The 24,579-nt window shown below is 64.7% G+C and carries 14 protein-coding genes; all 14 read right to left on the bottom strand.

The genetic code is table 11. The features are described from left to right. Nucleotides 1-22 precede the first annotated feature (22 nt). Entirely contained in the window at nt 23-1,354 is a 1,332-nt protein-coding gene (locus MUK71_RS05145) for a hypothetical protein (protein WP_227928917.1), read from the bottom strand. Further along, a complete protein-coding gene (locus MUK71_RS05140; RefSeq protein ID WP_227928916.1) occupies nt 1,351-1,776 on the bottom strand; it encodes a hypothetical protein in 426 nt (141 codons plus the stop codon). Before MUK71_RS05140 ends, MUK71_RS05145 begins: the two co-directional genes overlap by 4 nt. A 589-nt stretch (nt 1,777-2,365) precedes the next feature. Then, nucleotides 2,366-4,036, bottom strand: a complete 1,671-nt coding sequence (locus MUK71_RS05135) for a YncE family protein (RefSeq protein WP_227928915.1) — start codon at nt 4,034-4,036, stop codon at nt 2,366-2,368. 279 nt (nt 4,037-4,315) lie between these two features. After that, nucleotides 4,316-4,792, bottom strand: a complete 477-nt coding sequence (locus MUK71_RS05130) for a hypothetical protein (protein WP_227928914.1) — start codon at nt 4,790-4,792, stop codon at nt 4,316-4,318. 350 nt (nt 4,793-5,142) lie between these two features. Next, on the bottom strand, nt 5,143-6,339 hold the full coding sequence (locus MUK71_RS05125) for a DUF1972 domain-containing protein (protein ID WP_227928913.1): 1,197 nt from the start codon (nt 6,337-6,339) through the stop codon (nt 5,143-5,145). Next, a complete protein-coding gene (locus MUK71_RS05120) occupies nt 6,336-6,776 on the bottom strand; it encodes an FAD synthase family protein (protein WP_227928912.1) in 441 nt (146 codons plus the stop codon). Before MUK71_RS05120 ends, MUK71_RS05125 begins: the two co-directional genes overlap by 4 nt. A gap of 59 nt (nt 6,777-6,835) precedes the next feature. Next, on the bottom strand, nt 6,836-8,368 hold the full coding sequence (locus tag MUK71_RS05115; protein WP_227928911.1) for a sugar transferase: 1,533 nt from the start codon (nt 8,366-8,368) through the stop codon (nt 6,836-6,838). Nucleotides 8,369-8,790: 422 nt separating this feature from the next. Then, entirely contained in the window at nt 8,791-11,526 is a 2,736-nt protein-coding gene (locus MUK71_RS05110) for a LuxR C-terminal-related transcriptional regulator (RefSeq protein ID WP_227928910.1), read from the bottom strand. Further along, on the bottom strand, nt 11,523-14,333 hold the full coding sequence (locus MUK71_RS05105) for a helix-turn-helix domain-containing protein (protein WP_227928909.1): 2,811 nt from the start codon (nt 14,331-14,333) through the stop codon (nt 11,523-11,525). The genes MUK71_RS05110 and MUK71_RS05105 overlap by 4 nt, the downstream gene beginning before the upstream one ends. A 285-nt stretch (nt 14,334-14,618) precedes the next feature. Next, complete coding sequence (locus MUK71_RS05100; protein ID WP_227928908.1) at nt 14,619-16,949, bottom strand: helix-turn-helix transcriptional regulator; 2,331 nt, start codon at nt 16,947-16,949, stop codon at nt 14,619-14,621. Between the two features lie 419 nt (nt 16,950-17,368). Further along, complete coding sequence (locus MUK71_RS05095; RefSeq protein ID WP_227928907.1) at nt 17,369-20,068, bottom strand: LuxR C-terminal-related transcriptional regulator; 2,700 nt, start codon at nt 20,066-20,068, stop codon at nt 17,369-17,371. A gap of 23 nt (nt 20,069-20,091) precedes the next feature. Next, entirely contained in the window at nt 20,092-22,704 is a 2,613-nt protein-coding gene (locus MUK71_RS05090; RefSeq protein ID WP_227928906.1) for an AAA family ATPase, read from the bottom strand. 431 nt (nt 22,705-23,135) lie between these two features. Further along, a complete protein-coding gene (gene pth / locus MUK71_RS05085; protein ID WP_227904253.1) occupies nt 23,136-23,720 on the bottom strand; it encodes an aminoacyl-tRNA hydrolase in 585 nt (194 codons plus the stop codon). A 6-nt stretch (nt 23,721-23,726) separates the two neighbouring features. After that, nucleotides 23,727-24,335, bottom strand: a complete 609-nt coding sequence (locus MUK71_RS05080) for a 50S ribosomal protein L25/general stress protein Ctc (RefSeq protein WP_227904252.1) — start codon at nt 24,333-24,335, stop codon at nt 23,727-23,729. Nucleotides 24,336-24,579: the final 244 nt, after the last annotated feature.

The raw sequence follows: 24,579 nt of genomic DNA, 5'->3' as shown, positions 1-24,579 counted from the left end.
TCGGGTTCCCCCCGTAGTTTTCTTAGACATTCGTACCCATATGCCTTTCGGTGTTCGATTCAACGGGGGTGGTAGCGGGGTATTTGTGAAGCTGGCGTCGTTGCCGATTGTCTTTGGTTTCCCGGGAGCGCAGCGGCACGAGTAGGAGGCTCCGGATGGCAAGGCCGCCCAGTAGCGACCCTGAGGCCGCCGCCAGTGGTGCCAGCGCGTAATTGCCGGAGACGAGAAGGACTGCCGCCGTCAGGCCGAGCGATACCGTGGTGTCGGCCAGCCGGAGCAGGAAAACGCGGCGTGAGCCGACGCGGACAGCAGCGAGTGAGCCATAGGGAGTGGCGGCGGCGACGGACACTGCATACAAGAGCCATCCGGCCACGGCCAGCGCCGGAGGCTCCTGCCCGGTGGCCAGCGGCCCGGCCACCGGGAGTGCGGCGAGAGCGGCGGCACCGCAGATAACCGTAAGCCCAACCAGGAGGAAAACTCCCCTGTCCGCACGTCGGAGCAGGGCAGCCACAGATTCATCGCTGCGGGCGAAGGAAGCAAAAAGGTATGACGTTAACCCCGACACTACGAGCAGTGCCGGCGCGGTATAGACGCGGGCCATCTCCAAAAGACCGCCCGCCTCCAGGCTTACCAGCGCTATCACCAGGAGCCGGACGACGGTCAGCATCCCCGGGCGGAGCATTTGCTGCGCCGCCCGCCAGGAACCGTAGGCCGCTACAGTGCGCCAGGCCGGGGACCGCAGGGAGACCAGGTAGCGTTCCCCGCGTCCTGCGGAACCCGCACCCGTTATGGCCCCGGCCAGTTGGCCACAGGCAATTGCCACAAGAAAACTGTCCACGGACAGCGGTCCGTAATGCGCCAGGAGTGCAAGGGTCCCCACTGATACCACCAGCATGATGGAATCCATGCCAAGGATGCGGACGAACAGCAGCTTCGCCATGAGCACCCGCCGCAACAGGTCTTCAATGACGTAGCACCACAGGGCCGTTCCCAGCAGGACTGCGGTTCCGGGTCCGATCAGTCCCGTTGTGCGGGAAACCAGCGGCACGGCCAGCGCACATCCGAGGGAGAGGACGAAGGTCCAGCACTGCAGACCGGAACGGATGCTTCGGTCATGCCGGTCCAGCACGGTTAGGGAGTCGCCAATGAATCCACTGGTGACTGCGGCACATACAACCAGCAACCCATAGAGGAGACCCAGTATGCCGAAATCGGCGAGACCGAGGCTGCGGGCAGCAGCGGCCAGCAGCAGGAAGCTCGCCAGCGCCTGGGTTCCCTGCGCTGCCACCGCCGCCAGGGCCGCCCTGCCCGAGGCTGCCCTGCCCGAGGCTGCCGCCCTTTTCACGGAGTTCACGGAAGCAACCCGGAAAAGACCGCCGGGGCATGCACGCCGTCCAGGTCCAGGTAGAGAGCGGCTTCGCTGCCTTCACCGGGCAGCTGGAAAGCATAACGGGCTGTGGCGGTGCCTCCGGGGGCAACAACACCGGAAAAATCCGCAACATCCATGCCCTCGTAGAGCGGGGCCCCCGCGACCGCTCCCTGCTGCAGCGTCGGGACGACGGCGGACAGGTCCAGGTCCGTCAACGAGCCGTTGCGGATGCTGACTGTGAACACCACATACGGGGCACCAGCTACCACCCCGCTGCCTTCGCCATCGACCGTCCCGATGCTGAAGTCGGTGGTTTCCACCGTCACCCCGTCCGCGTACCGCACAACGGAGTCGAAAGCTGCCCTGTCCGCCGGGACCCTCTCCTCCGCAGTGTCGCCTCGGTCCACAAGGACAGGCGAGTTTCCGCTTCCTTCATAGGCCGGCCCCCCCGCTTGCCGCCCGGCCGCTCCCGGGTCAGCTGTGGGATTAGCTTCCGTCGGGGTGGCAGTTGCCGTGGGCTGCGCTTCCGCAGGTGCGGAACCGGCGCTGCCAGGTGCAGACTCAGCTGCGCCCGAAGGTCCACCGGCTGCAGTCTCCGCCGCTGAAGAAGCCTGGCCCGTAGCCGGGGAGACCGTCGGGGCGGAAGGCACACAGGCCGTGAGGGAGTAAACAATTGCCGTGACCGCAGCAAACAGACCTAGCCGTCGGCTGACCCGGCCAATCAGGGCCGGGACATTCACGTATTCCATTTGTGGGACCGCATTCCTATAAAGACCTCCGAGCAACGCGATCAATATAGGTATCCGTCGAATGGGCGGGCACGAGTAGCTGGTACTCATCTGACCGCGGCCAGCGCGTGCGCCCGAAGGCTCGTTACTCAGGCAACCACTCGTTCACCTGCCCGGCAGGCATCAATAGTTGCGGCTGCGGGGCCCCCATCCCCTGTCGCAGCCGCACCCGTGCCCTCCCTGTGTGTTGCTACTTGCCTACTTGTTGCTACTTGACGGTCACTGAAACCGTTTGGCTCTGGACCGTGTTGCCCAAGGGATCCCGAGTGACAATCCGGTAGGTATGGGAACCGGCCCGCACCCCGGTATCCGTGAACCGCAGTGTGGGCTGCCGATAAAAGCGCGAGGTGGCCGTGGTGCTGTAGACCTGCGTGTTGCCGTCACGAATTACCTGGTAACTCAGCCGCTCGTTGTCCCGGTCCCAGTTGCCTGGCCAGCTTAAGTTGACGGTCTGTGCGGCGGGACTGGACACCGTCGGATTCGCGGCTGCCCCGCTTATCCGCGGACCGTCAGTGTTGGGCGCGACATTCCTCACCCCAAAACGCACGATTCCCTGCTGTTGTCCGCCGTTTACCCGGGTGAATTCGCCTGCCATCACCACGTAATCCCGGTTGCCGGCGACCGCCCAGGGACCCTGGTTCTGGCCACTCGCGCTTCCGGTGTTCAGATCCGGGAACCAGTTGAGGAGACTAGGCGCCGGTACCCCGGTAAAACTTGGATAACCATGGATGTCCTTGGTCAGTACGCCGGTGGCAGCCCGGCTAAAAGCTACGCCGCGGTGCCAGGTCCGCGGTTTGGTCTCGGGGAAGCCGCCCAGGTTGCCGCAGTAGTGTGAGTGGCCCGCAACATAGACCGCTGTAGGGGAAGCCCAAATTCCGTAGGAGTCGCCATGGCAGTCCTCGACCCAGTTGAGGTTTCCATCGTTCCACCGGCCCGAGAAGGTCCCTTCCAGGTTGCCTCCGGTTCCGTAGATGTACCCGCTGCCATAGAAATTGGTGCCGTCTGAAGACAGTGACAGGACGGCCGAATCCTTGCCGGCGTTACGCACGGTGTTGTTTACGCCGAGCGGGAGATTGGCACCCAGATTCGAGTCGACCCGCCCCAGGCCATAGCCGGGCCGGTTGGAACCGTTAAGCGTTGTGAACCGGCCGCCGATCACCACCTGATTGGCGCTCGGCGAAAGTGCCAACGCATTCACTTGGTTGTCAGCTTTCGGGTTCCACGGCAGCAATGCGCCGTCAGCTGCCCTGACGGCTGCCAGCCGTTGGCGACTGGCAGAGCCCACGGCGGTGAACGATCCGCCAATGTAAACGCGGTCATTCGTGGCTGCAAGAGCCCGCACCGAGCCGCCGATCTTGGGCGCGAAACCTGCGATAAGTGCTCCGGTGGCGGGGTCCAATGCCGCAACTCGGGAGCGCGCACTGCCGTTGACGGCGGTGAAATCACCACCGACGTATAGTTTCCTGCCATCCGGAGATGCAGTGACCGCGAGTGCCTGCCCGTTCAGGTTCGGAGTAAAGGATGCCACCAATTGCCCGGTGGACAGCCGAAAGGCAAGGATGTTGTTCCGAGGCGTGGTCTGCACACCGGGCGCGGCGCCTGCCGGACGGGCCCGCCCGAACCTGCCCACCACATACACGGTGTCACCGATCACCGTTTGCTGCCACGCCACGCCGTCGTGCTGGACTGTGGGCAGCGGGTCGCTCGAGACGGTGACGGGCGTGGCCGGATTGTTGGGGTCCGCCGGGGCCGTATCGGCTCCCGCCGGAGCGGTGCCCGCGACCAGTGAGCCCAGAACCAGAGCAGCGCAGGCGGCTACCGTGGAGACAGCCCGGGGAACTGACGGCCGTCCTCGCCTTGACCGTCGATGCTTCGGCATTGCCGACGTCCGTCCGGAGGGGAACAAGATGGTTAATGGGTTCGTGGAATTTTTCATGTCAATGCCTGTCTCTGGAACACCGTGGGCCGCCAGGCCCCCTCGCCTGGACGGCTTCTAACCGGCCACCCCACATCCGAGAACTCCACGGGATACGTGCGGATGCACTGCTCCGCCACGGCCCGTTGGTGCAACCTGGGTTGCACTTTTCGCCCTGCACCTCCTTCCCTGCGCGATCAGGGACCTGCGCCTTGCCGTGGGACTATCCCGTATTCGTTGGGACTATCCCGTTGGAACGGAACCCTGGAAAACCACAATGGGTTCCTCGGGCGAATAGTTCAGTGAAATCCTGAGCAGATCCCGAAGCTCCACAGGCACCAGGAAGACGTACGTAGCCGAGACCGTTCCCGCCGGCTCGGCGCGGGCAGGGAACGGGCTGACATCCGGACCGCTCAGTTCCCCCGCAGGAAGGGCGTCCGGACCGGCTTCAACGGTGACAACGACGTCCGCCAGATCCAGCGGGGCTGCCGTTTCGTTGGTGAGAGACAGGGTGAACCGGATAGCCGGTCCCGCTACTTCCCCAATGCCTTCGGCAACACCGTCCACGGCCTGCACGGAACTTACGCGGAGACGAACGCCTGCATTCCCGCTGGGCTGGCCGCCCAGGTCCGCGGGTGGGAGGATCGGCTGATCGAGAGCGCCCTCATCAGCGTCGCTTGCGATGATCGGGTCGCTCGGCACGCCGGGCTCAGCTGCCATACCGGCATCAGCGCCCTCATCGGATGGGGTCTGGAGCGTCGGATCAGGCGCCGTCGCGCTGGCCTCGGGTGGCGAAGAGGACGGCGTCGCGTCCGTTTCCTCCCCCGTATCTGCTTCGTCGCCCGTAACTGAGGGGGAACCTACCGGCGGCGACGGCGATTGGAGCAACTGGCTCTGCCCGCTGTCGGCCCTACCCTCCGCTGCAGACGGTTTCGCACCAAACCAATAGCCTCCAACCAGCACAATGGTGGCCGTAACGACCGCTAAAGCGGCCAACCCGACAATCAACGGGCGTCGCACCCTCGTTCCGCGATGTGCCATGTTCCCTCCTAGCCGTGCTGCAGTACGGGTTATCTCGATGCGCCCGTGAGCCTGGCCTCTTGGAGGCCCGGGCGTCGCCGTCGGGCACTGCCCGGGCACCGGAACTCTCCGGCGGCAAGCCCCCGTGCCAGGAGTTCGTACTTGTACGTCACATCGTCCCAGTCGTAGCGTGCTGCTTCCTGAAGTGAAGTCCTACCCCGTTCGGCAGCATCCTGCGGGGAGATCTCCGCCGCCAGCGCCAGCTTCGACACGTCCTCGGGATTCGTGAAGAAGCGCCCCGCTGATCTGAGGACCTCCCGATTGAACACAACATCGAAGGCGTTGACGGCAGCGCCGGCGCCCATTGCCCGCAGGAGGGAGGGATTGGTTCCTCCCACGGAGTGCCCGTGCCAGTACACCCGGGAGTTGGCATATAGCTGGTCCAGTAATTCCTGGTCCCAGACCCCGCCCAGGAAGCGGACGCGGGCGTCCGCCATTCGCCGGATGCTGCCCGTGTATTGTTCCGCATACGGGGCGCTGCCCACCACCACCAAGGGCAGCACTGAACCGCTGCGGAGGTATCCCTCCACGATGGTGTGCACGTGGTTCTCCGGTTCCATCCGCGCGACCACCAGGTGGTATTGATTCGCGGTTAGGTCCACCTCGGCCAGCCGGTGGTCGCCTGCATCCCCCAGAATCGGGGCGCCATACGTGATGAGCACCGCTTCGGCGTCGAATTCTTCCCGGTAGTACTGCTGGATCCCGCCGGCGTCGGCAATTAGGGCATCCGAGTATCGGACTGCCAGCGCTTCCGCGTAGCGGTAGTAGCGCTGGCCGACCGGACCCCATTTTGCCCTTTTCCATTCCAGCCCGTCCACGTGGGTTGCCACGGGAATCCCGGCTCCGCGAAGCAGGGGCAGCCACGGCGAATTCGCGGCGTTGAAGACGATGGCCGCATCCGGGCGGTGCCCAAGCAAGTGTGCAGCGGACAGCCCGGTGTGGCTGAGGGTCTCCAGAGACCGTTTATGCAGGGCCGGTAAGTGCACCAGGTCCATACCCAGATACTCCCGGACCGAGGTGTCGGTCCGGGCATCAATCCGGCAATAGACCGTCACCTGGTGTCCGCGTTCAACCAGCCGTTTGCCAACTTCTTCCACACAGGTTTCGAACCCTCCGTATCGAGCCGGCACACCCCGCGTCCCGACCAGGGCGATCCGCAGGCGGCTGTCCGCAACCGGTACCCTCATATCGCGCTCCCTGCCGTGGCGTTCAGGAGATCCAGGCTGCGGCGAAGACGCGTGCTGGAGGTGTGGACCGTATAGGGGAAGTACACGACTTCCACGCCCACCGCCTCAAACGCCTTCTCAAGGTCCGTACCGGCTGCGGTTCCCTTCCAGTCGTCCCCTTTGAAAAAGACGTTGAACCGCAGTTGCCTCCAAGTGTCGAGCTTGTCCGGCAGGATCTCCGGGACAGCACGGTCGACGCATGCCAGTCCGGCAACTATCTCCAGCCGTTCCGGCAGGGGCACCACGGGGACCTGTCCCTTACGGATTTCGCACAGCTCGTCGGAGACAACTCCGGCCACAAGGTAATCGCATTGCGCCTTGGCGTGCTTCAGGATGTTCAGGTGCCCTATGTGGAACAGGTCAAAAGCTCCCGGCGCGTAGCCGATGCGGATTCCCATGCTTCCTGCCTTCCGGTGGCGGTCTTGTTGCGGTTCGGTGGATTGCGGGGCGGGACCCATCAGAAGGCCCCCAGCGGCTTGACCATCTGGACAGCGGTGCGCCACAGAATGATGAGGTCGCCGGTCAGAGACCAGTTCTCCACGTAGTAAAGGTCGAGGCGGATACTGTCTTGCCAGCTCAGGTTGGAGCGTCCGTTGGTCTGCCACATACCCGTAATGCCGGGCTTGATGTACAGGCGGCGGTGGACCCGCTTTTCATAGCTGTCGACTTCCCGCTGCAGCGGCGGGCGCGGTCCCACCAGGGACATGTCCCCAATCAGCACGTTCCAGAACTGGGGTAGTTCATCCAGCGAATACCGCCGCATCCAGGCACCCACCCGGGTGATTCTGGGGTCATTCTGGATTTTGAACATCAGTCCGGCACCTTCATTTTGGTCCAGCAAACCAGCCAGATCGTCTTCCGCCGTTTCCACCATTGAGCGGAATTTCAGCATCAGGAACTTACGGCCGCCCCGTCCCACGCGTTCCTGCCGGAAGAGCACGGGCCCCGGGCTGTCCTTTTTGACCAGGATTGCCAGCATGGCAAACAGGGGCACCAAGGCAAGCAAGGCAGCACACGACACCACGACGTCGAAAATCCGTTTGAAGGCGTGCCGGGCACCGGTGTACTGAGGAAGCTCCACGTGCATCAGAGGCAGACCCTCCACCGGCCGGGCGTGAATCCTCGGCCCGGCGACGTTGGTCAGCCCGGTAGTCAGAATCAGTTCAGTGGAGGACTCCTCGAGCTGCCAGCCCAATTCCTGAATGTACCGGCTGCCCCCTTTGGTTTGGCCTGCGACAATTACGGCGTCTGCACCCACCCGCGCGACGGCCTCAACCACCGTCTCTGCGTCTGAGACAACGGGAAGCTGCGCTCCGTTCACTTCAAGCCAGGCTCTTTTCTTGCCCGTAAGCGCCACGCCAACCACTTGGTAGGCCGCCCGCGACTTTCGACCGATCTGGTTCACCACGTACCGCACGTCCCGGGGCTGCCCCAGGACAACCACGCGGGAGAGGTACTTCCCCTTCCGCCTCTGCATCTGCAGCCATCGCCGTAGCAGCCACCGGGCGGCGATCAATCCAGCGGTACCGCCGGGAAGCACTAGTCCGAAGTATCCACGGGCGATGTCGATTTGGAAGACCACGGAGACCAGGGCAAGGGTTCCCATCAGGGCAACAGTGGCGTTGACTACCCTCTTGTACTCATCAGTACCGATCCCGGTGATACGGGCGTCCCGGCTGCGGTAGGCCTGCAGCGCGAGCATCCAGGCCAGGCCAATGAGGCACGAGATGATGAGGTAGGTGGGCGCAAAGGGTCCGACGCGCAGCTTGGCTTCTTCCAGCCCGAACCAGGCCGCGTGACCGACCAGTGCTGCGGTGAAGACCACCACCGCATCCGAAACCGTGAGGATCCTGGCGTAGCGACGGTTCCATACGACAGCAGCGCTCTTGGTACGCCCGGCCTGCCCAAAGTGCCGGGCCGTGGTAAAGCTGGGAAAAACAAACGGCTGGACCGGCAGCACGATGTCTGCCGTACTGCGGCTCTGCGCCATGGCCGAACCGCCGTCGGAGGTATGCAGCCCGGCTGGATCAAAAACGGATGGGGCGTATCGGCGGTGCTCTTTGACCGCCCCGGCTCCCCTCGGTCCCGGGACGGTCCGGCTCGCCGCATGAACGACTGGTCGGCTGGTACTCCCAGCCGCGACCGGCGGTACTGCCTGCAGGTAGGATTCCGGCGCAGTGTGACCATGTATCTCAGTGCCCATTTCGAGACCGACGTCCTTCTGGTTGCCTTTTCCTTGAACTGGCAACAAATGTAGGAGCGGTCCTCTACAGGAACCCGAGTACTCAATACTCGGCTCGTCAGCTGGATTTCGTCCTGTCGGCGGGACGTACCTGCCCTACTACCCAGCAACGCTGAAAACCCAAATATAGTCAGGTATTTTTGGGGCTGGCCGGCACAGAGGACCAGCCATTACCTGACCAGGGAACTGCTCCGATGTCCGGGTTCCAGGGCACGGTAGGCAGATTCAAGGTCCGCTCGGCGGCTGATCCCCAGTTTTACGTAGATCCGGTAGACATGCCCCTCGACCGTCCGCTGGGAGAGTGTGAAGTGGGCGGCAATGTCCTTGGTGGTGGCACCGGACAGCAGCAGGTCCACGATTTCGTGCTCACGGCGGGTGAGCCGGACCAGATGCAGGGACGGGCTGAGATATGAGACAGTAACGCCCGCCAGTTCCTCTCTGCGCCGCCGCAGCTGCTGGATCAGGGCGCGCTGGCGGCGCAGGTTTCCGTGGTTGCCATAGAAACGGATGGCATGCCCGATGCTTTCTACCGCCACGAGGTATTTCTGTGCCCGGATTGCGTCCTCGGCGGCCGCGACCATCCGGTCCGGGTTGCCTGAGGCAACGGCAACGGCATAGGCATGCAGCGCCTGCGCTTCGGCACCGTCAAAATCGGCAGTCAGCTCGGCCAGACGCCCCACCTGGGTAAGGTCGCCAACGGCCAGGCATAGTTCCAGGATGTCCTTCTCGGTGCTGTGCAGTCCGCCTGCCCTGGCCTCTGCGGCAAGCGCAGCAAGCCGGCCGGAGGGCGGACCCTCGGTGGATTGTGAGGCTTCGGCTGCGGCGGCGTAAGCCTGGGCCGTGAGCCACAGATGCCGCGGACCGGTGTATCCGACTGTCGGAACCTGGGCCACGAAACCTGCCGCGGGCGTTCCGTCAGCCACCACGGTCGCAGCGTAACCGGCCAGGCCAAGGGCATACGGGAGCAGCAGTTCCGGATCGTTTTCCCGCAACGCTTCCACCGCCGGGCGCAGCTTCCGCAACCCGTCGTGGAGCCTGCCGCGGTGAATCTCAAGGGCCGCTTCGAATACACCCAGGCTGCCCCCGAGAAGGGTCAATTGGTGCTGGGGAACGGAATGCATCCGGGCAAGCAGCTGTTCCAGCTGGCCAAACCGGCCGCCATGCAGCATGGCCTGGGCCTGGCGGACGAAAACAAACCCGGCATACCCCTGCAGCTCTCCGCCTCCGGTATCCAGCATGGTCGCGGCGGCCGCGGCCTGTTGCAGGGCAGGCTCCACGTCCCCGCACGCGGTCAGGACCTCGGCGTAGAGGCCGTGAATCAATACCGCCAGTTCCGCCGCATCCGGCAGGAGGCCACCGGTGTCAAGGGCTGCAAGGAGGGTGCATGCCTGTTCGTACTCGCCGTCGAGAATCAGTGCGGACGCGTTGAGGACCTCCATGGACACCCGTACCTGCTCCGCTACGCCCGGGTCGTCTTCGGCCGGAGCCGAAGCGGTCTTCCACTTATCTGTCAGGGCAGTTAGTCCCTCGCCGGGCCCGCTGGTCCGGCTCAGCGCGCTGACGAACATCGCCCGGTGAAGGGTCAGCCGGTCCCACACGGCTGCTTTGTCCGCACTCATCCGCTTCCCCAACGCATCGAGCCGGTCCCGGGCCTGCCCGTAGCTGCCCTGCTTGGCGTGCGCGACGGCGAGCTCCACTTCGGCTGCGGCACGGAAAGGCACGGCGGTTATGGCGGCTGCGAAACGCTGTGCCCTGGCAGCGTCTCCTATCCCGTTCGCCGCCCGGGAGGCCGCAAGCAAATGCTCTCCGGGCAGCCGGTCTCCGCAGTCCAACGCCCATTCAGTTTGACGGAGCAGCGTACTGATGTCACCCGGGTTCATGGAGCTGCCCGGGGAACCCGGGGCGTAGCAGCCCAGGACCCGCGCGCGGATTTCCGCACTGCGGGCGGCCGGGACCAGGCTGCGGATGATCTCTTCGTGCAGGAGCTGAACCAAATGGGCGGATTCATCCCGGTCCGGCAGGATTTCCACAATGCCGTCGATCACCAGCGAACGGACGGCTTCGTCGTCGGCCACTGCCGACAGGACGGACCGTGGCAGCCGTTCGGCCAGTGCCAGGGTTTCAAGGACGTTCCGTTCAGCCGGGGTGCGGGAACCGAGCATGCTCTTCACCAAGTCTACCAGGGAGGTATCCAGACAGTCCGGCCTGCCCCGCAGGAACCAGGCTCCGTTTGCTTCAACCAGCCGCTGTTGCCGCTGGGCACGTCCCAGCAGCTCCTTGACGTACAGCGGATTGCCTCCGGAGATGCGGTTTAAGAGCGTGGTGGATGCCTGCAGTACCGGACCGCCAAGCACGCTGACGCAGAACTCGTGAACTGCCTCGTGTGACAGCGGGCCCAGGTCGATCCGCGCGAGCAGCCCGTCCCTGGCCAGGGAGAGCAGTTCGTGGATCCGGGGTGCCCGTGCCCGGGAAATGACCATCAGCCGGAGTTCGCCGGACATGGCAAGCTGGGTGAGCAGATGCGCGCTGGCCTCATCCAGGTATTGTGCGTTGTCCACCACCAGCAGCGTCTGCAGGCCGTTGGTTTCCGTCAGCCGCTGGAAGTGTGTCCGCACAGTCCGCAGGACAGTGAGCGGGGATTCCATCTCCGCCGCGGTGGCCCGGCCGAGGTAGGTGGACAGGATGCCGTAGGGCATCCTGGAGAGCACGGGACTGCCGCAGACGTAATAAGGGAGCATGATCGAGGAAAGGCTCTCGGCCGCCTGCTCCGCGAGGGAGGACTTGCCGATGCCTTCGTCGCCAAGGAGTACGACGCCGCGCAGCCCGGGGTCCAGCAACCGTCCGGCGACCTCCGCGAGTTCGCGTTCACGTCCGAACAGCTGACGGCTCTGACCCCAGATTGTCATTTCTTTGCTCCTGCCTGTTCCGCAATGGTGCGGGCAAGTTCCCGCCTGCTGCCAACATGGAGTTTGGAATAGACCTGGTAAAGGTGCCCCTCGACCGTCCTGACCGAGATCCCCAGTTCTTCCGCGATTTTCTTGTTGCTTGTGCCGGCTGCCGCCTTGCGGGCGATGGAGCGCTCCCTGGCAGTCAGTGCCCCGAGGATTTCATCAGCAGCTTCCGCGGCTGTTTCGGGGCCCGTGGCCCTGCGGCTGCGGTGGATGAAGCGGACGGTTGCCCGGTCCCCCGCACCCGAGGCGATCCCCAGGGCATGTTCGGAGATTTCCCTGGCCAGCAGCTGATGCCCGGAGTTTCCTGCCATTTCGGAGGCCCGGAGAAGCAGCTGGGCGTCCGCATTGCCCAGTCCCTTTGCATAGCTTTCACAGAGCGCGGCGAAGTCCCCCTGCAGGCTTGCCGCCACGGACAGTACCTCGTCCAGGCTGTCCTCATCCCCCAGCCGCATGGCCGTCAGGCGGGCCAGCAGTTCATACGCATAGGCGCTGCGTTTATGGTCCTGCGCTGCAAGGGAAGCGAAGCGGCGGCTTCCTGTTTCCGCCCCCAGCGCTGCCTCAGCCAGAGCAGCGAAGTGCCTGGCACCGCGCCGTACGGTCCAAGGCCCGCCGTCGGCTGCGCCGCGTTGTATCTGCAGGTACTGGAGTGCCTCGTCCAACCGCCCGTTCATGGCGTGGCAGTAGGCGGCTGCAGCCGCCGCCAGGGGCAGGAACGCTGCCGGACCGCCCACCGCCAGCTGGTCTACCGCCGGAAGCAGGGCGGCGAGGGCCGGCTCGGGCCGTCCGGCGAAGGCATGAAGCAGTCCCTGCCCCAGTTCGGTATACGTACCCTCCATCCCCGCTGCCGCCGCGGAATCCAGCAACCGTTCGCACGCGTGCAGCTCCCCGGTGATCAGATAGGTGTGCAGGAGTTTGCCGGCCACCCGGGCATAGGTCCCGGCGCTGAGACCGGCACCGGGCAACAACCGCTCCATCTGGGCAGCAAGTTCCACCGCGTCATCTTGGCGGCTGGTCATGCCCCATGCCTCGCACAGCCAGGCAGACCGGAGAATACGGAATTCAAGATCCGCGGCCGCCGTCTCCACCTCCTCGGAGGCCAGATAGGTCGCGTTATCCAGGAAACGCCCGTGGGCGGAGTGGCATTCTGCCCGGGCCAGAATCAGCTCGCGCCTCAGCTCCACGATGTCGATGCCAGGCGTCTTCCCCAGGGCGGTAATCTCGTCCTCTACTTGAGAAAACAGGTCCGTGTGGCGCATCCGGGCGGGCTCTGCCGGTGCTGCTGCGGAGCGGGGATCCCGGAGCCCGGTGGCCTCGATACAGAGGACGCGGCATTCTGCCAGCAACAGCCGAATCCGGTCACCGGCGTCGGGAGCTGCCTCGCTCCCCCGGTAACGGGAAAGGATACCCAGCGCAGCACCGTACTCGCCCTGCTCTGTTCGTGCCCGTGCGAGTTCCACGACGGCGCCCGCGTTCTCTTCCTGCGTATTGAAAGCGGCTGATAGCACGGCAACCGCGCTGTCGGGATTTCCCGCAGCTGTGGCCCGCCGGGCTGCGCGCACGGCGAGCTGGGCCGGCGGCACCTCGCCAATGGCCTCCAGCCAGCGGGCCAGGAGCACATCATCCAGGACGAATCCCTCGACGGTATTGAGGAAGGGAGCCAACTCTTCAAAAAGCCGGCGCTGCCGGGCCGGCCCCAGTCCGGACCGTAAGGAGCGAACCAGCACCGGGCTGCTGATTCTGACGTCAGGGACCGGGCGGATGTCCAGGGCAACCATGCCGTGTTCCTGCAGCTCGTCCAGTTCGGCGCTGTCCAGCTGCGCCAGGACCACGGGCAGCGGCAGCGAACCGGCCATGGAGAGCAGCTGCAGCAGCTGGGTCTGCCCTGCCGACAACCCGTTGAGGCTGTTGAGCACGGCCGAGGCGACACGTCCGCCGCGGATATCCTCCCCCGGCGCCAGCACCCAGCTGCCGTTGTGCATACGCAACCGCCCGGAGTCCTGGAAGTCGGAACTGGCCAGGGAGAGCAGCTGGGGGTTTCCGCCGGCATAGCCGTGTATAGCCGCAGCGGCGGCCCGGGACACTTTTCCGCCCAGCAGCGAACCCAGATAGGCGGCTGCCTCAAGGACCGTCAGCGGCTCCAGGTCTACCCTGGTGAGAATGCCATCCCGCCAGAGGCCCGTGAATTCGCCGGGGGCCGAACTGAAGTCACGGAAAGCCACCAGCATTCCGGCACTGCGGTTAAGCACCATCTGCGTGAGCACCATGGCGGAAAACTCGTCCAGTTCCTCGGCGTTGTCTACCGCCAAAAGCACGGGACGGCCGTTGGCGCGTTCCCTGATCAGTTCCGTGAGGCCGCGGAGGATCATCACCGGGTGGTTGGAAAGTTCGGGGTCCAGGTCCGAGAGAAGAAACGTTAATGCGCCAAAAGGCGTGCGCCCGGCGAACTCGGAGCCCCGGACCTGCACCACGAACGTCTCATCGCCCAGGTGCCGCAGAGCGTGCTGCATTACGGCCGTCTTGCCAATGCCGCTTTCCCCTACGAGCACGCATCCGGCACCCTGTGCCGTGCCGGCGAGGGACTGCAGCACCTCTTCGAGCACCCGTTCCCGGCCGACGACGGCGGCGCCCGCACCCGCGGTGGGCGTCTCATGAACAGCGGGACCGGAGGGAACAGCGGGTCCGGAGGCATCCGGTGCTCCGCTGTGGAGCGGGGCCCCGCCCGTGCGGCGGTGATGGGACTGGTGATCGTTATGTAGCTGCACTGTGAGACCTGTTTCTATCGAATGTCGGTGATATCCGGTTTCGTCAAATCAGTTCTGCCGGTTCGTTACCGGGTGGCCGCTGTGTTCCGGTTCCGTCCTGCGGACGGAACCGGCGATGCTGTCTGGCACCAGCGTATTAAGGCCTCCGCTGCAGTACATGAGTAGCCGTCCCTAGTTGCGCTACTCGGTTACTTGGGAATGGCGTTCAGGGACCGTGCATGATTACGTAGTTTGGGAGTGTGGATCACCCGGTAAACGGCTCTTCCGCGCATTCCCGGGATCGGTTCAGGTCTGCTGCCGCTCAGTTTTCAGGCACTCACGCAGTTCCGCGCGTCCGGATACACGTAGCTTTTGGAAGATTCGGCCCAGATGCCAGTCAATGGTCCGCGGCGACAGGTGCAGTGCGGTACCCAGGTGCGAACTGCTCCGGCCTGCGGCCGCACCGAGTGCGAGTTCCCGCTCGAACTCGGAAAGCTCCAGCAGGCGGTCCGTTACCGAGTTGGCAGCCAGCAGCATCCGGTAGCTAGCATTCTCGATCCGCCGTGCAGCCCGCAGCCCCTGGCGGTCGGATTGTTCCCGGGCACGCCGGGCTGCCCCGCCGGCTGCCTCGTAGGCAATGAGGAAGTGGCCCAGCACTGTCGCCGTTTCGGCTGCACTCAGCATGCATGGGACATCGGATTCGAGCAGGCCGCGGGCCAGATCCAGGTACATGTCTGCGGCCGTGCCGCTGCACCCGCGCACTTCCTCGCGGAGCATCTCTGCTGCGCCGCTGCAGCCCTGCAGCGCAGCCGCTGCCAATACCGGCAGCCTGGCCACCGTCTGCTTCGCACCGGCCGATGTACAGCTCCGCCCGCTGCGCTGATCCTGTAATCCCGCTGATTCAGCGGGCAACGACGCGCATCCGCCGGACGGTACGGTTACCGTGTCCGGGTCTCCGGCCATACCCCGGGCCGCGCAAAGCCCGGAGAAGCAACGAATGAGATCCGCTGCGGCGCCGGTGCTGTCCTCAGCGGCCCGGATTTTCCCTGCAACTGCGGCGACATCGAGGTAATCCAGTCCTGCCCGCCGGTCTTTCAGGAGGACACACGCGTATGCCGCAGCAGTTGCTGCCAACTGTGCCAGCTCGGGCGTTTCCTCCTGGTCAAGCTGGACGAGCGCCCGCTGCAGGTAATCCAGGGCGCGGTCTGCGCGGCCGCCCAGCACTTGAACCATTCCCTCGCACAGGTCATTGCTGCCGAGAATTTCCATGCCTGAGAGGAACGAATCGGTATGTTCCAGCAGGCTGGCGGCCAGGCGCAGCTCACCGCAGCTGAGGAAGATGTGGAAGAGCTCGGAGAGCACGCTCCGCTGCAGACCGGGTGCAGCAGGGTTGATCAGGACCGTGTCCAGGCACATGGACGCTGACCGTATTGCCTCAAGCCATTGCCCGCAGGCCGCCAGCTCGCGTGCCGCGCGCAATACCGCCATAAAACGCGGTTCACCGGGGAGAAGCCCGAGTAATTGTCCTTCACGGCCACCAGTTCCCGGCGCAGCCCCGAATGCCCCGGACGGTGCCGCGATGTCCTCTCGGGAAGCGGAACGGCTGGCAATCCGGGCCCGGATTTCCGCTGCACGGCCGTGCGGCACAAGCGCGGCCGCTGCTTCGGCCAGCAGCGGATCCTTGAGCCGCAGCGCACGCGGCTGCCCGCTGGCTTCAACGAGTGCGCTCTCCTCAAGCCGCTCAACCGCTGCCGGGTCAGCCAGACGCAGCAATACCTCCAGAGGGAGCCCGCCAGTCAGTGCAAGAGTCTCGACCGCCAGCCTTTCAGCGGAGCCAAGGGTGCCGGTTTCTGAATCGACCCGCTCAGCCAGCGTTCCGGCATAAGAGACGGAGCCTGTCCATACCCAGATACCCCTTCGTTTGAGGACCGTCCGTGCCAGGAGCTGTTCTTCAAAGAACAGGGCGGCCAGCCGCGGATTACCCAGGCTTCGTGCCTGCACTTCCATTAGCAGGCGGCTGGACACAGGCGCGCCGGCCATGCCCTCGAGCAGCAGCCGGGTGCCGCTTGGCCGCAGGGGAATGAGGTCTTCGCGGTGGACGGGGTCTCCGGCCCACCAGTGCACAAAATCTTCCGGGCAGGCGGCCACGTTCCGGACCGTTGCGAGCATTTGTGCACACCCCCCGCGGCAGAGCTGCAGCAGGATGGCTATGCTGACCGAGTCCAGGTCCTCTGCATGCTCTATCGCCAGGACAAGCCGGCCGCCTGCCGCCTTTTCCTCCAGTACGCGCCGGACAAACTGGAGCACGTAGACCGGGTTGGACAGTGTCTCCGGCGGCAGCTCGCTAAGCAGCCAGAAGAGACCGCCGAAGGGTTTTTCCGACAGGGACGCGGCCCCACGCAGGCGCAGCACGGAGTATTCCCCGCTGAGTTGTCCCAGGACACGGGCCAGGACCGCTGACTTTCCGGTTCCGGCCGCACCGGAAATCACCACGCTTTTACCGGCGGCCAGGGCATCCCCGGCTGCCGCAGCAGCACTTTGGACCTGCGGCAGCAGCTGTGCAGATAAGGGCGGAACCGACGCGGTCCGATCCTCACGGGTCGCGGTGCGGGCCATGGGGCGGCCGGCAAGATCCATCGATGGGCTCCATCTGTCCGCCGGGCCTGGATAGCGCCGGAGTACGTGTGTCCGGTAGTAAAGCGCTCGGGTGGCGATCTATGACACACCAATACGGAAAACAAGCGTCGGAAGAAGAGACAGAAGGAGCCGGCGGCGGCTGGGGGGACGCCCCGGTCTCAGAGGGCATCGACGCCGCCGGCTCCGTATGTGGGACTCGGGACGCCGAAGCAGCCTAGCGGTACGGCCTGGCAGTGTCTTGCCGTGACATTCACGGAGCCGTGACATCCGCTGTTACCCCCCGAACCGCGGATGTTCTTCAAAACGCTGCAGGCAGAACCGGTAGGACCGCGCCGGCTGAACCCCGAGTAACATTGCCAACCCTACGAAGTGCCCAATGGCTGCGCCCGAGTAAAACCTACTGGTGTTTTCCCGGCAGACTACTCGGGCTGCGACAGGGGCTTCCAGTCTGCCGCTGCGTCCTCCAGGGAAGGGAAACGTGCCCTGAGTTCCTCACGCCGGCTGATGCCCAGCTTCTCGTACGTCCGGTAAATGTGCCCTTCCACAGTCCTGACTGAGAGATTCAGCTGTCGGGCAATCTCCGCGTTGCGGTGGCCCGCCGCAACCAGGGCAGCAACATCGCGTTCCCGCCGGGTCAGTTCCGGCAATGGCGTGCGTCCGCTGCCCTGCCTGCCAACGAGGCGCTGAATGCGGTTCAGCAACGCCCTGTCATTGCCCTTTCGCGCCAACCGCAACGCCTCATACAGACACTGCCGGATAAGCAGCAGATCCATTTCAGGGTCAGAGTCGGGACCCGCCGCCAACTCCACGAGGGCAGCCACATCCTGGTCGACGACGGCGCGCGCCACTTTGTTCAGGACAGGGGCCTGGGGGCCTTCCAGGCCTTCGGAGACTTTCAGCAACCGGGCGGCTTCCGAGAAATCACCGATCCGAAAGGCAAGATGCCGCAGGGTAAACTCAACCGCACTGCAGGAGCGCTCCTGCGCCGCATCCGCAGCATCGCGCAGCCGCTGCAGTGAAGCATCGTCTGAATCCCGTGCTGCCAGGGCACCGGCAATCATGCCTTCCGCCAGCAGCTGGTATTGCAGCGGTCCCCGCGGCGGTGTGCTTTCGGCGCTACGAAGCAGCCGCCCTGCAAGCTCACGCTGCCCCAGCACCCCGGCGGCGAATGATCCCAGTGCCTGGGAGAGGCGAAGCAGTCCCTCGGTATCGTTGTCCTGCGCCGCCTCCGCTGCAGCGGTAAAGTGCCTGATGGCCGCGTCCAGCGAATTGGTACGCAGACGGGACAGCCCGAGCGCGAAGTCTGCAATTCCGGCCAGATGAAGCAGTGTCTGCTGCACCGGGGAATCTGCCGAGGCCACGCACTCCCGGACTTCCTCCCATTCACCGAGCCAGAGTAGGGCGGCGAGATGACGGTGTAGGACAAAGGGGCGGTAGAGCAGCGCACCCGGTGCCTCCATCTGCAGCATGGCCATCGCTGCCCGGCTGTGATCCAGTGCGGACCTGGACCGCCCGGTGGCCAGAAGGACCTCCGCAGTCAGCGCCTCAAGGAAGAGAATGCGCTCTTGGGCTCCGCTTTCGCGCGCCTGCTGCAGTGCCGGGGCCATTTCAAGTTCGGCCTCTGCATAATCCCCGTCCCTGACTCTGCCCAGCAGCAGAAGCATTTGCGCTCCCCCGTGTGCCTTGCGGACCACCTCGGCGGCGGAAACTCCGGGCAGGTGTTCAACGGCCCGCGTCCACCGTTCGGCCAGACCCACTGCCCAACCGTTTCCTCCCGCAGATCCCATGGAAAGGCGCACTTCCACCATCACCGCCTGTTTCAGGCTTTCCAGATCCGGTGCTTCTTCCAGCGTTCCCGCTGCCGCTGTTGCGGCAGCATCCGCGTCTCCCAGCTGCAGCAGGGCACGTGCCTTCTGTATCCGAGCCTGAACCTGCTGCGGTCCCCCGGCGGCGGCATCGGCCATGCGCAGTGCCAGGCGGGGGTTTGACCGGTTATTGGCGGCATCTGCAGCCTTCAACAATGCATCCGCCTGGACCGGGGCGCCCAGGTCCAGGGACCATGCGACCCAGCGCACCAGCCCTTCAGCTCCCACGCACACACCGGGCAGTACTTCCTGCAGCTGTTTATGCAACCTGGAGCTGCGGGCCGCCGGAACCATGCGGCGGATAACCTCGCCGTAAAGCGGATGCAGCGGCCGGAGCGCGGTGCGGCCGTCCTCTTCCGTTACCACCTGAATAAGAAGCAACTCCACAAGTGTGTCTACGGAACTGTGCATTTTCAATTCAAACGCAACGGACAACGGAAGCGGTTCAGCGAGGCAGATGGATTCCAGGGTGGCGCGGTCCTCAGCCGCCAAGCCTCTCAGCTGGGCTTTGACCAGGTCTCCCACCCTTCCACCCAATGGTGGCCCGGCGTCCGAAAGGACCCAGATTCCGTGCCGCTGGAGGAGTACGCCGCTTCGCACGGATTCCTCGATCAGTGCCAGCAGATACATGGGATTCCCACCGGTCAGGCGGGCCAGTTCTATGGCGGCGGTGGCACTGATCTGCCCCTGAAGTTCCTCTTCGCACAGCTGCTGGGTTTCGGCTTCTGTCAGTGCCGTGAGCCGGTGGCGGCTAAGCTGTCCGTCCCACATATGCGGAAGTACAGCGGATACGTCGGAGAATGCGCGTGTGAGGATCAGCAGGCGGATACGTCCGGCATCCAGCAGCTGTGCCAGGAGGTCCAGGCTCGGTGGGTCAATGTCATGGGCATCATCCACGATCACCACGGGTACTGTTTTTTCCGGAGTCCGGCCCGGACGAGCATGGAGATCAAGCCGCGCGGTCAGGGCACGCATAACCGCCAGCGGCGATCCGGTCTCCTCCGGCGCAAGGTCAGGCAGCAGGGCAGCAAGCGCACCGTATGGCACGGCCGTCAGGGCCGGGCTGGAGTAAACCCAGTACACCGGGGTTTCGGTGTTCAGCGCACGAGCCGCAGCAGCCCCGACAGCGGTCTTACCCAGACCCGTTTCGGCCGCGACAACGGCGCCGTATCCGCCCGGACGCCGGAGACTCTGAAGCACGGCGGCAAGAACATCATCCCTGCCTGCCAGTGACCGCAGGTTCGACCCGTGCATTCCCATTCCCCCCAACGTCAGCTTCAGGCCAGAACTTCGGCAAGCTCGGCACGCCCGGAGACGTGGAGCTTGGCAAAGATCTTGCCCAGATGCCACTCGATGGTTCGAGGAGACAGGTTAAGCTCCCGGGCTATTTGCGAAGTGGTCGCCATCGTAACCGCACGATGCGCAAGATCAGCTTCAAATTCGCTCAATTCTGCCAGCGTTTCCCTCTGTCCCCCGGCATGTTCCATCCGGCGGAGGCTTGAATTCGCCAGGTCTCTTGCTGTCCTTGCCAGCCTGCGGTCCTCCTCCGCGGTGCCCGCGGACAATAGTTCCGCTGCCGTCCGGGCAGCTGCCAGACACAGCTGATGCTGCCCCAGGCCGCCAAGACCCCGGGCCGCCGCGGTCAAACGGCCCGGATCGGCCTGAAGCAGGCCCGCCGCATACTCCCGCAGCAGCGTGCCGAAGCGCCCGTGGGTATCCCGATGCAGCCGGAGGATCGCGGCTGCTGCCTCCCGGTCGCCAAACCGCAAGGCCGCAGCCAGGAAATGCAGGGCATATGCGGTGTTTCCCTCTCCCTCGGATTGGATCGCCTCCGTCCGCAGCAACCTGCAGCAGGTTTCACGGTCGTGGTCCCCGGCAAGGATGGAGAAATACGAGATCTGAAAGCGCCGGAAACTATCGGGCAAGAATTTTGGGCGGTGTGACTCGGCGGGTTCCCCGGCGTCAGCGGAGTTCTGCCCCTGTTGCCGGTGGATCCACGCGGTCAATGTTCTTGCCAGCGGCATCATGTCCCGGGGATCGTGGACGGCAAGCTGACCGACACCGCCCGCAAGTGCCTCGGCTGCAGCGGCACGCTGGCCTTTCCAGACCGCCAGCAGTGCCTGCGCCAGTTCACCGGCGCTGCCATGATAGGAGGGCCGGATGCCGGCCTCATCGAAGGCCCGGACAAATTCGGCGGCCCGCTCGAGCTCGCCTGCAAGCAGATAGGTGTCGAAAATGCGTGTACAGACCTCTTCTGAACTCCTCGCGGTCACCGGATACTCCAACGGGGCGCCAAGTCCTTCGACTATTTCCAAGGCCTCATGAAGTTGACCGGACAACGCCAAGGTGTTCGCTTGGAGGACGCGCACCTGAATCCGGGTCGATGGACTTAGCCGGCGGTCTGCGGCCAGTTGTGCCAGTTCTGTATGGACCCCGCCGGGGTTTCCGCGGTCAGCTGCGAGCGAGGCTTTCACCAGCACTGCCGCTGCCTCATGATCCGCGGTATCTCCTGCTTCCGGACGAGTTGCCTCGATCGCTGCCAGTACCGGTGCGGGGTCACCTGCGCCGGGCAGCCGGGACAGCGCCCGGGCATGCAGCAGCAGGAGCGGAACGTAGCTGCTCCTCCTGGCGGGATCGAGCCGCTGTTCGATCCGCTGGAAAACGCGTACCGCTTCCTCCAGATCGCCGAGGGCATAAAGGGCACGGAGCTCTTCGAGCACCAGTTCCTGGCCGCGCACATCAGACGGCACCGCCCGTGCAAACCTGAGGGCGGACCGCCCGTCGGCGTTGTTGTTGGCTTCATATGCGGCCCGACGGGCATCATCCGGTGCCGGCAGTTCCCCGCAGGCCATGGTCCATGAAACGTAGGACACCAGCTCCGCCGGCTCCATTGCCGCGGGATCCATCAGGGAGGAAACCTCCTCCCACAGGTGCCGCTTCCGGCCCGGAGCCATACTCTCGGCAATGATGCTCGCGCCGGTTCCGGCAGCAAGCGCTACCCGCGGACCCCGGCCGCCAACCTCTATAACCTGCTGCTCTTCAAGCAGGTCGATGACGCTCGACGGAACCAGGCCCAGGGCCGTGTCCATCGGCATGCCGGCGCACAGCGCAAGGATTTCCACGAACCTCCGCTCCCGGACATCGAGCCGGTCCAGGACCGTGTCCACTACTTCACTGATATCTCCCGTGGGGATAAACGGGGCGGTCCGAACCCAGACACCGCCCCGGTTCATCAGGGTGCCGGACAGCACCTGCTGCCCGGTCATGAGCCGGATGTACCTGGGGCTTCCCTCCCCCTCGCGCCACATTGTCCCTGCTGCAAGCGAGGAGACCGTGCCACCGAGCATCTGCTGCATCAGGTCCCTGGTCTGCCGCTCCGAAAGCGCCTCCAGCTCCAGGCGCTCCAGCAGCCCCTCGCTCCAAAGATCCAGCAGCTCATCACCGGCCTCCCATCTGAGGGAGGCCGCTGCCAGTACCGCAATGCTTCCCCGCCGCAACAGCTGGGACAACACCATGCAGGTTGACCGGTCCAAACGATCGGCGTTGTCTACAGCAAGCAGGACCCTCAGGCCCCGGGCCTTCGCAGCAAGGCTCCGGCTCAGCTCCTGCAGGAGCCGGAGGGGGTTGTCCGCCACCGATTCGGGAAGCTCACTGATCAGGACGGAAAGAGCGCTGTAGGGTGTCTGCGCCGAAATGGCGCTCCCCCGCAGATACACGATGTGGAAATCGGCCTGCAAGCGATCCGCTGCAGCCCGGAGGAAGGCGGTCTTGCCGACGCCTGCACGGCCCAGAATGATGGCCCCTGCGCCGCCTGCAGTCAGGCTTTCGCACAGCTTGTCCAACGTGGCGGCGCGTCCCACCAGGTCAGCGACATTAGACGCATTCTTCATGGGTCAGCCCCAGCCCCCAAAAACGCTAGCGAGACATCCGGATCACGGATTCAACAGCTATCGGTAGCTACCGGTCAGTATGCTCAGTGGCTTGGAGCATACGCCTGCGCCCGTGCCACGTCTAGATACAAACGCATGTTCCGGGGGAGGAAACCGACGTCCTGCAAAGCACACCCGCAATAATCCCGCCAAGGCGGTGCGTTAAGGGATGGACTAAAGGCGGCGCACTAGGAGACGGTGTTAAAGGGACCGGCGCCGGGATGGGGGTGGCCCAGTCTCGGAGGCCTCCCGACGCCGGCCCCGCTTTGGGAGCCCTAACGGCTGGTTCCATTTTAGGCCCCGTTACAGAAGCGAAACAATGGCCGGGCGGACTTCCGGGCGCTGGAAAACTACCCCATTCTCGACTGCCGGCTACCTACACCGCGACAGCGTCAGGCGCTGGTGTGAAACTTCTGCTGGGCGGCGGTCAGCCCTTCGGAAAGGAGCAGCTCAACTGCGTCCGCAGCGTCGCCTACCAGGAAGGGAAGTTCCTTTGCCTCCGTGCCGGAGAAATCCTTGAGGACATAGTCGGCAGTGTCCATGCGTCCCGGAGGGCGGCCGACGCCCACACGGACCCGCAGGTAATCCTTGGTACCCAGGGCTTTGCTCATGTCGCGCAGTCCGTTGTGTCCGCCCTCGCCGCCGCCGCGCTTGAGCTTGATGGTGTTGAACGGAATGTCTATCTCGTCATGGACTGCGACAATCTGCTCCGGATCAATGTCGAAGAACTTGGACAGGGCGGAGACCGGTCCGCCGGAGAGATTCATATACGTCAGCGGCTTGGCCAGGACCACCCGCGGGCCGCCGATCCCCAGCCTGCCTTCAAGAATCTGGGCACGTGACTTGTGGGATTTGAACCTGCCACCCATGCGTGCGGCCAGTTCATCCAGAACCATCTGACCGACATTGTGCCGGTTACGGCTGTAGCCGGGCCCGGGGTTCCCGAGCCCGGCTACAAGCCAGGTGTTGCTGCTCACGCGGTATTAGTTCTCGACAACTTCCGGGGCCACGTCGCCCTCGGCCGGGGCGTCAGCGGACTCGCCCAGATCCTGAACAGTGGACTCGGAGATGTTGATGACCATGGTCTCGGGATCAAGCAGCAGCTCGACGCCGGAGGGCAGCTGCAGGTCCTTGGCGTAGATGTGCTCGCCGGCGGTGCGGCCTTCGATGCTGACGACGATGGTCTCCGGCAGGTTGGTGGCGTCTGCGGCAACCAGGACGGTGTTGGCTTCCTGGTTGAAGACGGCCGAGCCCGGGGCGAGTTCGCCTTCTACGTGGACATTGACCTCAACCTCGACCTTTTCGCCCTTACGGACGGTCAGGAGGTCGATGTGCTCGATGATCTGCTTGATCGGATCGCGCTGGATGTCCTTGGCCAGGGCCAGGTGGGACTCGCCGTCGACGTCGATCTCCAGCAGGGCGTTGGAGGTGCGGACTGCCAGGGTGGTGGCCTTGGCGGGCAGCAGGATGTGCATAACGTCGGCACCGTGGCCGTAGATGACAGCGGGGATCTGGCCGGCGACGCGGGCCTTGCGGGCCGCTCCCTTGCCGAAGTCGGTGCGGGTGGTTCCTGCGAGCTTCTGCTCAGACATTGCTACTCCTGTATGTGGTGTTCCGTGGGTGCCGTGTCGGCTGTCCATGGGCGTAGGCGCCGGTTTCGGAACAGTGCACCGTACAGCATGCGGAACGGGGGAATCCGGTCCCTGTACGGTCAGAAGTTGCCAGCCACCGTCGATAACGGAGTCCGCCCGGATTCTTCCGGGCCGCTCCCTCGCCTAGGCATCGGGCTTAATGCTACCAGCACACAGGCGCCCGCCCGAACCGAAGTCCGGACGG

It is taken from the genome of Arthrobacter zhangbolii, from assembly GCF_022869865.1.
Classification (GTDB): domain Bacteria; phylum Actinomycetota; class Actinomycetes; order Actinomycetales; family Micrococcaceae; genus Arthrobacter_B; species Arthrobacter_B zhangbolii.
This window is presented reverse-complemented; position numbering and strand designations above follow the sequence as displayed.

Bases quoted from the DNA above. Each gene is read 5' to 3' on its own strand.
- MUK71_RS05115 (WP_227928911.1), bottom strand. From the start codon at position 8,368: ATGGCGCAGAGCCGCAGTACGGCAGACATCGTGCTGCCGGTCCAGCCG.
- MUK71_RS05095 (WP_227928907.1), bottom strand. From the start codon at position 20,068: ATGCACGGGTCGAACCTGCGGTCACTGGCAGGCAGGGATGATGTTCTT.
- MUK71_RS05090 (WP_227928906.1), bottom strand. From the start codon at position 22,704: ATGAAGAATGCGTCTAATGTCGCTGACCTGGTGGGACGCGCCGCCACG.
- MUK71_RS05120 (WP_227928912.1), bottom strand. From the start codon at position 6,776: ATGGGAATCCGCATCGGCTACGCGCCGGGAGCTTTTGACCTGTTCCAC.
- MUK71_RS05125 (WP_227928913.1), bottom strand. From the start codon at position 6,339: ATGAGGGTACCGGTTGCGGACAGCCGCCTGCGGATCGCCCTGGTCGGG.
- MUK71_RS05100 (WP_227928908.1), bottom strand. From the start codon at position 16,949: ATGGATCTTGCCGGCCGCCCCATGGCCCGCACCGCGACCCGTGAGGAT.
- MUK71_RS05130 (WP_227928914.1), bottom strand. From the start codon at position 4,792: ATGGCAGCTGAGCCCGGCGTGCCGAGCGACCCGATCATCGCAAGCGAC.
- MUK71_RS05135 (WP_227928915.1), bottom strand. From the start codon at position 4,036: ATGCCGAAGCATCGACGGTCAAGGCGAGGACGGCCGTCAGTTCCCCGG.
- MUK71_RS05110 (WP_227928910.1), bottom strand. From the start codon at position 11,526: ATGACAATCTGGGGTCAGAGCCGTCAGCTGTTCGGACGTGAACGCGAA.
- MUK71_RS05080 (WP_227904252.1), bottom strand. From the start codon at position 24,335: ATGTCTGAGCAGAAGCTCGCAGGAACCACCCGCACCGACTTCGGCAAG.